This is a genomic window from Gilliamella sp. wkB292 (assembly GCF_001690235.1).
Taxonomy (GTDB): Bacteria; Pseudomonadota; Gammaproteobacteria; order Enterobacterales; family Orbaceae; genus Gilliamella; species Gilliamella apicola_F.
Map to the genome: position 1 here is coordinate 86,645 of NZ_LZGO01000030.1, position 11,544 is coordinate 98,188.

Consider the following 11,544-nt stretch of genomic DNA (forward strand, 5'->3'; position numbering starts at 1 on the left):
TCTATTGATTTATTGTGCATTAACTTATATATAAAATCAATTAAGTCAATGATATAACTTTTAACTAAATCACAATAAAAAAATAATAGTGTAAATTTGCAAAATTAAAATAAAGGGAGTTTAATAAAGTAATCAAAATATTATATATTGATTTTCCAGTCATTTTTGTTTTGTTTTAACACTTTAGAAAATTGGAACTCTAGTGTTACTGATGTTAAAATTCTTTATTTGTAAAAGGCACTATTATGAGCAATTTCTCAACTAAACCCATTTCACTTGCCGATTGGCAGTTAGTAAAAGTATCTGGAGTGGATAATCGCAAATATTTACAAGGACAAGTGACGATTGATATCGATCACCTTTCTCAGCAAACTGCCTTATTCGCTGCACATTGTGATGCTAAAGGCAGAATGTGGAGTAACATACTATTATTTCAACGAGAGCAAGATATCTACTATATCTTACGTAAAAGTGTTGCTGATGTGCAAATTGCTGCTTTAAAAAAATATGCCGTATTTTCTAAAGTCTCTATCGAGCAGGTTAATGATTTAAATATCGTTGGTTTAGAATACGATGCGATACCCGCAGACATTATTGACCAATTCAATCATCAAAATTGTATTACCCATAATAATATTACTTATATCAAATTAAATTTACCTCATACACGGGCAATTAGAGTATCACCTCAAACTACCGATGAAGATTTACAACCTTGTAGCCGATGGATGCAACTTGATTTAGAAGCTGGTTATGCCATTATCGATAAGGAAAATTGTGAAACATTACTGCCTCAAGCATGTAATTTACAATATTATGACGCCATCAGTTTTGATAAGGGTTGTTATTGTGGTCAAGAAATGGTGGCTCGAGCTCAATTTCGTGGGGCTAATAAACGAGGGCTTTATTTATTAACGGGTAAAAGCGATAGTTTACCCAATATTGGTGATACCATCGAATGCCAGATTGATGGCAATTGGCGCGAAAGCGGTCAAGTCCTTGCAACGATGAAATTAAATCAAGACAATGATATTTATGTTCAAGTTGTGCTTGCTAATGGCATCGATCTCAACACACAATTTAGAGTAAAAGGCGCTGTAGAGAGTAAACTTTGTTTTCATTAATTAATACTTGTTAGGATCTGTGAGAGCTAATCAGTTAACAACTACATTATAAAGATAGTTAACTGATTAGTTGAGTAAATCTTTTGATAACAATTAAAAAATGCTAGGTTGAGTTAACCCCCAAGTTCTTGATTGACTATTTCAATAAAGTATTGCGCCCCAGTTGTTAAAACTTCATCGTTAAAATTGTAGGCTGGGTTATGTAAATTAGCACCTTTGCCAGCACCTAGCCACACATATACACCCGGTATTTTTTGCAGCATAAAAGCAAAATCTTCCGAGCCCATTGATGGTAAAGGATCGATAATAAGACCATTTTCACCAACAACTTTTTTAGCTGCTTCTATCGCAATATCTGCTTGCTTGGCATAGTTAATTGTTGCTGGATAACGCCGTTGATAATCAACCTCAGCCTTGGCTTCGAATGTGCTGGCAATACCTGTTGCAATTTGTTTAATACGTTGCTCAGCCATATCTTGTACATCGGCGCTAAAAGCACGAACTGTACCACGAATTACCGCTTGTTGTGGTAACACGTTCCACGTATCGCCACTATGTATTTGCGTAACACTCACCACAAGAGAGCTAATAGGATCGACATTGCGGCTGACAATGCTTTGCAAACTATTTACGATTTGTGTTGCCGTTAAAATTGTATCTTTACCAAGATGAGGAGCGGCAGCATGAGCGCCAACACCTGTTACTTTGATTTCGAAAACATCATATGATGCCATCATTGGTCCATGGTTAATGTAAAAATGATTTAATTTCATATTCGGTTGATTATGAATACCATAGACAGCTTCAATTGGAAAACGATCAAACAAGCCATTTTCAACCATAACACGAGCACCGCCTTCGTTTTCTTCAGCTGGCTGGAAGATAACAACGACTGTACCCGAAAAATCACGGTGTTCACTCAAATATTTAGCCACGCCTAATAATGTTGCAGTATGACCATCATGACCACAGGCATGCATTTTACCGGGGATAGTTGAACAATAATCTATTTTATTCTCTTCTATAATATCTAAAGCATCAATATCGGCACGCAACGCGATAACTCGACCTTCTTTTTTGCCTTTAATAATACCGACCACACCAGTTGGTGCAAAATCGGTATAGAGCTCAGTTATACCGAAAGATTTAAGCTTTTCAATTATAAATTCAGTTGTTTTCTTCTCTTCAAATGCGGTTTCTGGGTAGGCATGGATGTGATGACGCCATGCAATCATCTCTGATTTCAATTCATTAATACGACTCATTATACATTCCTTATTCATTCTCAATTGTAAACTTAATCAGTTTATTGATTAGTACTATACTGCTATTCTAGCTTTTATAAAAATAACTTCTTTTACTATGATTAGTGATTTTAGTTATATATTAAAATACAGATAAGCTAACTGATGAATTTTGAAAAAGAATGAAATATTTAATCGATTTACATTACATAAAAAGATTAGATGTGTTTGAGCGAAATTTAACCCTTTTAATCATTTAATTAACTAAAATAGCAGCAGCAATACGCCGAAATTAATAAAAATGGACCAAATGGAATAACTTTTAATGATTGTCGATAAAAAAGATAGTTTAAGATCAGAAAATAAAAAATACCCAATATTGAAGCCATAATTACTAATAAGGAAAGTAAATGATAAGGAATCCATGCACCTATCGCGGCAAGTAATTTTATATCTCCCCCGCCTAATCCATGCTTGTTTGAAACTAAATAAAACAAACTAGCCGGTACTTTTAATAAAAGATACCCGCATAAAATGCCAATAAATGCATCGGTTAATATTATATTGCTGATGTTCAAATATGCCGCCAATAAGCCTCCCCACATTAATGGTTGAGTAAAAAAATCCGGCAATAGATAATATTTAAAATCGATTAAGGCTAATAGTAAAAAATAACAGCCCAACATCATTAAAATAATACTTTGCGCATTAATACCTTTATGCCAATAAATCACCAAAAACAACACTGAAATAGCTAACTCTAACAAAAAATAATAAGCCGGTATTTTAGCCTGACAAGCATAACAACGTTGTATTAATAGAAAATAAGACAACAGCGGAACTAATTGCCAAACTTTTAGTTTATTGAAGCAATTTGGACACGATGAACATGTTAAACTTATGGCCGATAAATAAATGAAGGGAGTATGTAATGGCGAAAACCGACTAAAAGCAACGCAAATAAAACTGCCCATACATGCACCTAACACCGCTATAATACAAGCTATCATTAGTTAATCACTTCGCCAAGTTGAAAGATAGGCAAATACATAGCAATAATTAAACTTCCAATTATTAGCGCTAGTATTAACATTAACAACGGTTCAAATAATTGAGATAAATTATCAGTTAATGTTTGACTCTGCTCTTCATAGTAATCCGCTAACTTTGCAAGCATCAAATCCAGCGTACCGGATTGTTCACCTATGTGGATCAATTGACGACATAAAGTTGGAAAACACGGTTGTGTTTGTAAAACATGACTAAAAGAAAACCCCTTTTCGATTTCGGCTATCATATAAAAAATACTTTTTTGATATACGTGATGGGTAATCGTATTAGCCGAAGCGGTCAAACCTGCAAGTAAAGGGATACCAGCTTGTTGAGTTATTGCTATTGTTTGAAAGATATGTGTTAAACAATTACTACCAATTACTTTACCGATTATAGGTAATTTTAATGTATAACTATCAATCACATCACGATAGCGAAGCTTAAGATAATATCGATATAATAAATAGCTTAGTAACAGAGTAATTAAAACAACGAACCAAGTTCGTTGTAAAAAGTTTGACAAATCGATAACGCATTGGGTAAACAACGGCAATTGAGCATTGAAATCTTGATAAATGTCAGCAAATTTGGGTAAAACCACTAATAGCATTATCACTATCACAATTATTGATACCGAGAGTAAAAAGCATGGATAACGCATGGCCTGTTTGATACGCTTTTGTAGTTTAATGGATTTTTCGAGTTGTAACGTTAACTGTTCAAAACTTGAATCCAATTGTCCTGTCATCTCACCGATTGCAACAATTTCACAATAAAGTGTTGGAAAGACTAAATGATGTTTAGTTAAAACTTTTGATAAAGGTTCCCCTTTTGCAATCTGATTTTCAATTTCAACAAGAAGATATTGCCAATGAGGATGAGGGTGCTCTTTGGCTAAAATAAGTAAACTATCAACAATAGAAAGCCCTGCTTTAAGCATCGTTGCTATTTGTTTAGTAACAACCAGTAACTCTAAACGATTAAAACTATGTTTATTAATATATTTAACTGCTTTTATTTTGATGGCAATTTTGCCTTGTAATAACAGCTTTTTTTTCGCCTCTTGCTGAGAAGACGCAATTATTTTATTTTCATTAAAATCCAAATCATACCAAACGTAGAGTCTTTTCATAGATAATCACCCAAAACACGTTGCAATTCTGCAATGGTGGTAACACCATCTTTAACCAGTTTTTGCCCTGCAACTTTTAGCGTTACCATATTGGTAGGTGAAATCATTTGGTCACGGAGTAATTGATGTTGTATTTCTGCCGTTATTGGTAAAAATTCATATAATCCTACGCGCCCATGATACCCACCAAAACAATGTTCACAGCCCATAGCAATAAAATGGGCTGTTGTTTCTCCTCCTAATACGATTAATTGACTTGCGACAACCTTACAATAATGACAAAGCTTACGAACAAGACGTTGGGCAATAATTAATTTTAAACTTGAGGAAACCAGATAATTTTTAACCCCCATTTGATTTAATCGAATTAAGGCTCCTAAACTTGAATTGGTGTGCAATGTGGATAAAACTAAATGTCCTGTTTGCGCTGCTTGAATAGCAATCTCTGCTGTTTCAGGATCACGAATTTCACCAATCATTATCACATCGGGATCTTGCCTGAGTAACGCTCGCAATATAACAGCAAAGGTTAAACCAGCTTTAACATTTATCGCAGTTTGATTAATGCCTTCAATGGGGATTTCAATAGGATCTTCAACGCTACAAATATTACGCTCAGGTTTGTTTAACTTTTTTAATCCACTATATAAGGTAACCGTTTTCCCGCTACCGGTTGGTCCGGTCACTAAAATCAACCCTTGAGGGTAATCTAAAATTTGTTGAAATATTGAAAGATCGTGTTGTGTTAATCCTAAATCATCAATGGTGAGTTCCGATTCATTATTGTCCATGACTCTAAGCACAATTTTTTCACCATTAATGACCGATAACGTAGATATCCGCATTGCATAACGATCTACTATTAATTGACCATCTTGTGGTAAGCGCTGCTCAGCAATATTTAACTTTGCCATAATTTTTAACCGAGCGGCAATTTGTTTAGCTAAAGTCAATGGTGGCATAAGCATATCTTGCAGCACACCATCAATTCGCATGCGAATACGATAATGATGTAAATAAGGTTCAAAATGAATATCCGAAGCCCGTTTATCTAATGCTGACAACAATAATTTATCTAAACTTTCAACTAATTGCTCTTCATTCATCACATATTCCTTATTAATCGTTTTAACGATCAAAATTTAAAAATAGCTTCACAAGCTTGTGTTAAAGAAGTATCTGCAGGTGTTGTTAAACAATTTCGCGTCCAACCTAAATTACCTTCTGTCGAATTAATTGCCGGTGTTAAGGTCGTGGTTAATCCCAATAAAGCGCCTTTACCAACCAAAGTAATCACGCCGTTAGCTACAGAAACGGATGTAACATAATTAGATGATTTACTGATGGGCACACCATTATTACCATTACTGCAATGTGTTAAATTACCTTGTTCAATTGCACATATTTCGATAGCGGTTTTATAAACTGTCATAGTCTGTAGCATATCGGTTAAAGCAGCTTTTTTTACATAACCTTGATAAGCCGGTAAGCCAATGGCTGTAAGAATAGCAATAACGACTATTGCAATCATAAGTTCAAACAAGGTAAATCCTGATTGAGCTGTCATAATGTTCTCGTGAGTTAAAGTCTGTGAATAAGGTAGTGACTTTATAGCAAAACAAAAAAATGAAATAATAAGTAAAAATCCATTTTGGAAATAATAATTGATATTTATTGCAACTATCTAAGATGCAAAAATAATGTTTGTGAACGTTATCGCAAAATTAATTTTTATCCTCGCTGTATATAGCAAAGTTTATTGGAGTCCATATGTCACTTAATATTATTAAAGGTTGGTTACAGGGTGTAAAACAAGTCATTTCACCTTATTATAATGATCGCCCTGCTAATGAAGAAATTTCATTAATAGTCATTCATAATATCAGTTTACCGCCAAATCAATATGGTGGTCCTTATGTTGAACAACTATTTACGGGTAAACTTGATCCTAACGAACATCCCTATTTTGCAACAATTTATCAACTAGAAGTATCTAGCCATCTATTTATTCGTCGTGATGGTGAGATAATTCAATTTGTTCCATTTGATAAGCGAGCTTGGCATGCTGGGCAATCAAGTTTTGAAGGTAGGGAGAATTGTAATAATTTTTCGATTGGCATTGAAATGGAAGGTTGTGATACAGATGATTTTACTGACTATCAATATCAACAATTAGCCGCTGTTACCTTATTGTTGCAACACACGTATGGCATTAAAAATATTACTGGTCATAGCGACATTGCACCAGAACGTAAAACTGATCCTGGACCTTGTTTTAATTGGCAATATTATCGCAAACTTATTGATGAATTGTCACAAACCAAAAAAATAGTAAAACAACTTGAGTTAATCAAACTTGAATTACAAAACATTCGTTTATGGCAAACAACGCCACCACCAGCTGCTGCTTTTTTAAGCCAAGAACCTTTTGCAATCGACACTATGCAAAGTCATGAATGGTTACAATGGATTTTTATTCCGCGGATTTTGGCGCTTATCGATGCCAAAACGAATATACCAACGTTTGCACTTCATCCTTATTTTGAAGAAGCTTTAAAAGAACATCCTGAAAATACCGTTCAACTGTTACATCTTATTAAACAACTTGACAAACTATCTACCGAAAATGAACACAATTAAACAGTTATGCTTACATTTTTGAAATTTGTTATAGATGCCGCATACTGATTTATGCGGCGATGATAGCGATAAGATTAATTAACATCACGCGTTAATTTACGGTATTCATTGACTGCTTGTTGATGACTACCATAACTATTGGAGAACGTATGACCACCGTTGCCTGTTGCCACAAAAAACAGATAGTTGGTCTTAGCTGGGTGAGCGGCGGCTTCTAAAGAAGCAAGGCTAGGCATAGCAATAGGTGTAGGCGGTAACCCCTCAATAACATAAGTATTATACGGATTGTTGGTATCGGTTAGATCAGAGCGCCTAATGGCACCAGTATAATTATCACCTAAGCCATAAATAATCGTTGGATCAGTTTGTAATTTCATTTTTGCCTTTAATCGATTCACAAATACCGAAGCAACGTTCGCTCTTTCAGAACTAATGCCCGTCTCTTTTTCAATAATTGAAGCTATAATTAGCATTTCGTAAGGCGATCGATATGGCAAATCCTTATCACGATTATCCCATACTTTTTGTAAATTATTTTTCATGGTCAGATAAGCACGTTTTAATATACTTACATCAGTCGAATCGGCCGTATAAAGATATGTATTTGGTGATAACCACCCTTCGATTGAACCATCAATACCCAATAATTTAGCAATTTCTTCATTGGATTTGCCATCGAGTGTTTGTTGAATATAAGGTGTAGTTTTAAGCACATTAAGCCAATCTTTAGCCCGTTTACCTTCAACAAATTGAATAGAAAAATTACTCTCTTTTCCAGAGACTAGTAACTGTAAAAATTCTTCAACTGTCATGTGAGCATGTAATTGATAAGTGCCAGCTTTTATCGAACTCAACGAAGGATCTAATTTATAAAGATAAGGTAACAAATAAGCTTGTTGCATTAAGTTATTTTGTTTTATTTCAGCAACTAATTGATGCAAAGTCGTTCCCTTTTTAAGCACAAATATTTGGTTGTCATCTGTGACTTGCATTTGCTGTTTTGAGAATTGGTGCAGAAAATAGTAACTAATACCAATTGCACCACCTATAATAATAATGAGTGTAAGAATCGTATATAAAAATATTTTTTTCATCATAATGATTAATCTATATAGTGAATTTTTGCGCGGGAAGTTAAGCGCGTTAAAAGCTCATATGCACTGATACCGGTATGCTTAGCAATCTCTTCAACAGGTAACTGTTTACCCCAAAATATGACCTCATCACCGGGTTTTTCTAGACTATCAATCCCCAAATCGATCACAATCATATCCATCGAAACTCGCCCCACTATTGGCACTCGGCGTCCGTTAATAACGACAGGCGTATTTTCTGGAATATTGCGTGGATAACCATCGCCATACCCCATAGCAACCACGCCTAAAAGCGTATCTTTGCGGCTTGTCCAGATTTGACCATAACCGACAGCTTGGCCTTTTTTATGTTTACGCACAGCAATTAATTCAGATTTGAATGTCATTACAGGTTTAAGATCCGCAATAGGATCATTGAAAGGAGAAACACCATACAACGCAATTCCTGCTCTTATCATATCACGATGAGAATCAGGCCAATGCAATATTCCTCCAGAGGCAGCAATAGAAAGTTTGTTGATCAATGATTTATTGCCTGAAGAATGAATAAACGCATCTAATCGTGCATTTTGTTGGTTAGTTTGTGCTGAATCAAATTCATCCGCTGAGCTAAAATGGCTAATAATGTTTATCGATTTACGTATCACTTGACAATTAGCAAGCCGATTAAATTCGGCTTGTGCTTCATCTAAATGAAACCCTAACCGATGCATTCCTGTATCAATTTTAAACCATGCGGTAATTTGATTGTCAATGGCAATATTATTTAAAGCATCAATTTGCCAACTAGCGTGGATCACCGGTTGCAAATTAAAATCGATCAAATCCGCTACATCATCATGAGGGAAAAAACCTTCAAGTAAGACAATCGGTGTATTAATACCAAGTTTTCTTAAAAATAATGCTTCAGAAACTCTTGCAACCCCAAAATAACTGACTTTATCTTGCAATAACTTAGCGACACCCTCAACACCATGACCATAAGCGTTAGCTTTAACAATAGCCATTAGTGCACTTTGCGGTGCTTGATTTTTCAACACGTCAAGATTATGTAGAATTGATTTACGATTTATTTCAACAACAGCGATAGACATTGTGTATAACCTAACTGATATATCAGGAAGATATTGTAAATTTTGTTGTTGAGAAGCACAATAAAAATATTGATTTGATTATTTATGATATAAGTTTAGTAAAACTAGGCGGCACTTTGTAATAAAGTCAGTAAAATAACTTTATCATCCAAAATTTAAAAAAATTAAATAATCTTAACGGATTCATTAATCATGCTTAATTACAAAACACCATATTATCTTGTGTAAGTATCTATTCAATTATTAAATTTTTTAGATCTGATAAAAACGCGTTCGTTTTTAAAATTAATCAATTAAAATTCAGCTTGTTTTGCTAACGATGATGTAATATGAATACAAATCAAATATATTTTTTCTAGACAATAACTGTTAGCTATTGTCTAGATTTTACTCAAATACAGCGCGAGCTCCGACGCCGACGGCTCGTCGTTAATAACGACTCGGAGTCGGCTTTTGCCATTTCGTTCATTTCATTCTCTTCAAGGCAACGTCGCCCAAACCATTGACCATAATCCGTTAAATCAAAATCACCAGCAATTCGGTAACCAAAAGAGGTTAAGGCCGCTCCTGGTAAACGTTCATTTATCTTATTTGCCGGAAAACCACACTTAACTATCCATTGATTTCGAGCGCCTGCAGCTTGATAAAATTTCAATTTTAGCTGTTGCCCAAGTATCTCATTTAAAATGTAGGCAGACTGATTATACGCACGTAAAAATAATCCTTCGCGAAATAATAAAATACCTTGATATTGATTCAATAAATCTAACTTTTCATCAATTTTCATTTTTATACCAAACAGATGAAAAGCCGTTATTGCCGACAAACCAAATAGTCTGGAGCGCCTACTGCATCAGCATCTACCCCTAAAAGACCAGAACTTGAATTAACATCAATATGAGTACCATAGCTACTTTGATAGTACAAATCTTTTGTCCAATATCTATCCCCTTCATCTCGCCATGTTGAATCAGGATAAGTTTGTTGAGTTGAATAACCCCATTCAGGTAGAAGTCCTTGACCAATGGCTCTTGTATAACCATTTATAATCTCAAAAGAGCCATTTAAACGATCATCAACAGGTGTATTGGTTAACTCCGAGTAAGAGAGCAAATTATTTATACTACATCTTTGAATAGCAACACTCCAAATATCAAAAAAATCTTTAAGCGGATTCGCCCAAACACTGGTTGGATTAAAGGTATAATCAAATTTAATTGTTGGATCTCGTTTCAATGTAGCCCGTACAGTAACATTACCTGTTGGTTTGCCTCTTAGTAAAACATAACCCTGTGGATCGATAGTCACTTGCCCCCCAGGATTATTGGGAACACTAAAACTATAGTCAGTTTGTGCACCTGCGACTATTAGTTGAAACTTGGCGCCAGAAAAGCCGGTAGTCGGAAATGTTTTCCCTCCCGATTCGGTTGGATTAGTTTTAAACCCCATATTAGGCACATAATCTGCTGTATAGCCGCCACCAACAGCTGTCCTTGACGTATAACGTGAATCATTCCAAGCAATGAATGTATTACTACTATCAAAACTTAACCACTGAAATTGTGGCATTTTTTCAATAGCATAGGGTTTAGCATAACAAACTTGAGGTTTAGAAGAAATTTGATAACGTTTTACTATTGGCACATAATCACTTTCCCGAGGGATACCATATTTAGAATAGGTCTTTACCTGCGTTGTTATTTCAAGCGTTAATGGCATCGGATAACTACTTCCACACCCCATCGTTTTACTAGTATCTGTAATTAATTTTCCATTACCGTCATACCACTGTTTACTGGTAAATGAGAGTAAAAATGGCTTTGATGTATCTATCCCATCACCATCTTTATCCGCATAATTTAATGTGTTATCCAACGAATTATAGTAAAAATTCTTAACGATAAAATTTGCAGGGCTTAAATCACCACTAAATTCCTTAACTACATCACCCTTGATATTGTTGCTTGCTTCACTGTAAAAAATACCATTAACCGTAAATCCTTGTTTATTCGCTGCCAAATCGATATTTATCACTTCTGGCGCACTGCCTTCTATCGCTTTCGCTGTTGTTGTACTTAATGCTTGCACTGGATGAATCGTCAATAAAATAAAAAATATGAATAATGAGCTTTGAGTTAATTTCGATTGAATTAATTTAAAATA

At 34.8% G+C, this 11,544-nt stretch carries 11 protein-coding genes and 1 pseudogene; 3 read left to right on the forward strand and 9 right to left on the reverse strand.

Annotated elements, in window-relative coordinates; all coding sequences use genetic code 11:
* The first annotated feature begins 245 nt into the window (after window positions 1-245).
* Entirely contained in the window at window positions 246-1,124 is an 879-nt protein-coding gene (gene ygfZ, locus A9G09_RS03390) for a tRNA-modifying protein YgfZ (RefSeq protein ID WP_065633505.1), read from the forward strand.
* 113 nt (window positions 1,125-1,237) lie between these two features.
* Here ygfZ and A9G09_RS03395 read toward each other — a convergent pair whose 3' ends face one another.
* The 5 genes from A9G09_RS03395 to ppdD form a co-directional block, all read right to left on the reverse strand.
* Window positions 1,238-2,389: a M20 aminoacylase family protein gene (locus A9G09_RS03395; protein WP_065633506.1), complete on the reverse strand. Its 1,152-nt coding sequence runs from the start codon at window positions 2,387-2,389 to the stop codon at window positions 1,238-1,240.
* A gap of 239 nt (window positions 2,390-2,628) precedes the next feature.
* Window positions 2,629-3,378 carry an A24 family peptidase gene (locus A9G09_RS03400; RefSeq protein WP_081297462.1) on the reverse strand — a complete coding sequence of 250 codons (750 nt, stop codon included), beginning with the start codon at window positions 3,376-3,378 and terminating at the stop codon, window positions 2,629-2,631.
* The gene (gene hofC / locus A9G09_RS03405; RefSeq protein ID WP_065633508.1) at window positions 3,378-4,553 is read right to left on the reverse strand and encodes a protein transport protein HofC; all 1,176 of its coding nucleotides are present in this window, start codon (window positions 4,551-4,553) and stop codon (window positions 3,378-3,380) included. Before hofC ends, A9G09_RS03400 begins: the two co-directional genes overlap by 1 nt.
* Window positions 4,550-5,659, reverse strand: coding sequence for an ATPase, T2SS/T4P/T4SS family (locus A9G09_RS03410; RefSeq protein WP_065633509.1), 1,110 nt, complete (start codon window positions 5,657-5,659; stop codon window positions 4,550-4,552). Before A9G09_RS03410 ends, hofC begins: the two co-directional genes overlap by 4 nt.
* 29 nt (window positions 5,660-5,688) lie before the next feature.
* Window positions 5,689-6,120, reverse strand: coding sequence for a prepilin peptidase-dependent pilin (ppdD, locus tag A9G09_RS03415; RefSeq protein ID WP_065633510.1), 432 nt, complete (start codon window positions 6,118-6,120; stop codon window positions 5,689-5,691).
* A gap of 203 nt (window positions 6,121-6,323) precedes the next feature.
* Between ppdD and ampD the strand changes: the two are divergent.
* Together ampD and A9G09_RS13240 are read left to right on the forward strand one after the other, a co-directional pair.
* A pseudogene (gene ampD, locus A9G09_RS13235) lies at window positions 6,324-6,857 on the forward strand (1,6-anhydro-N-acetylmuramyl-L-alanine amidase AmpD); the annotation flags it as partial.
* 6 nt (window positions 6,858-6,863) lie between these two features.
* The gene (locus A9G09_RS13240) at window positions 6,864-7,193 is read left to right on the forward strand and encodes a YqcC family protein (RefSeq protein ID WP_369126353.1); all 330 of its coding nucleotides are present in this window, start codon (window positions 6,864-6,866) and stop codon (window positions 7,191-7,193) included.
* A 74-nt stretch (window positions 7,194-7,267) separates the two neighbouring features.
* On the opposite strand, the gene mltG is transcribed toward A9G09_RS13240, so the two are convergent.
* From mltG to A9G09_RS12845, 4 genes are all read right to left on the reverse strand, one after another.
* On the reverse strand, window positions 7,268-8,287 hold the full coding sequence (gene mltG, locus A9G09_RS03425; RefSeq protein WP_065633520.1) for an endolytic transglycosylase MltG: 1,020 nt from the start codon (window positions 8,285-8,287) through the stop codon (window positions 7,268-7,270).
* An 8-nt stretch (window positions 8,288-8,295) separates the two neighbouring features.
* Window positions 8,296-9,381 carry an alanine racemase gene (gene alr, locus A9G09_RS03430; protein ID WP_065633512.1) on the reverse strand — a complete coding sequence of 362 codons (1,086 nt, stop codon included), beginning with the start codon at window positions 9,379-9,381 and terminating at the stop codon, window positions 8,296-8,298.
* Window positions 9,382-9,772: 391 nt separating this feature from the next.
* Window positions 9,773-10,168, reverse strand: coding sequence for a hypothetical protein (locus A9G09_RS03435; protein WP_065633513.1), 396 nt, complete (start codon window positions 10,166-10,168; stop codon window positions 9,773-9,775).
* Window positions 10,169-10,194: 26 nt separating this feature from the next.
* On the reverse strand, window positions 10,195-11,544 hold a 1,350-nt coding region (locus tag A9G09_RS12845; protein WP_176700942.1), incomplete at its 5' end, for a hypothetical protein.

Coding starts and splice junctions, on each gene's coding strand:
- ygfZ (WP_065633505.1), top strand. CDS start 246: ATGAGCAATTTCTCAACTAAACCCATTTCACTTGCCGATTGGCAGTTA.
- A9G09_RS03395 (WP_065633506.1), bottom strand. CDS start 2,389: ATGAGTCGTATTAATGAATTGAAATCAGAGATGATTGCATGGCGTCAT.
- A9G09_RS03400 (WP_081297462.1), bottom strand. CDS start 3,378: ATGATAGCTTGTATTATAGCGGTGTTAGGTGCATGTATGGGCAGTTTT.
- hofC (WP_065633508.1), bottom strand. CDS start 4,553: ATGAAAAGACTCTACGTTTGGTATGATTTGGATTTTAATGAAAATAAA.
- A9G09_RS03410 (WP_065633509.1), bottom strand. CDS start 5,659: ATGAATGAAGAGCAATTAGTTGAAAGTTTAGATAAATTATTGTTGTCA.
- ppdD (WP_065633510.1), bottom strand. CDS start 6,120: ATGACAGCTCAATCAGGATTTACCTTGTTTGAACTTATGATTGCAATA.
- mltG (WP_065633520.1), bottom strand. CDS start 8,287: ATGAAAAAAATATTTTTATATACGATTCTTACACTCATTATTATTATA.
- alr (WP_065633512.1), bottom strand. CDS start 9,381: ATGTCTATCGCTGTTGTTGAAATAAATCGTAAATCAATTCTACATAAT.
- A9G09_RS03435 (WP_065633513.1), bottom strand. CDS start 10,168: ATGAAAATTGATGAAAAGTTAGATTTATTGAATCAATATCAAGGTATT.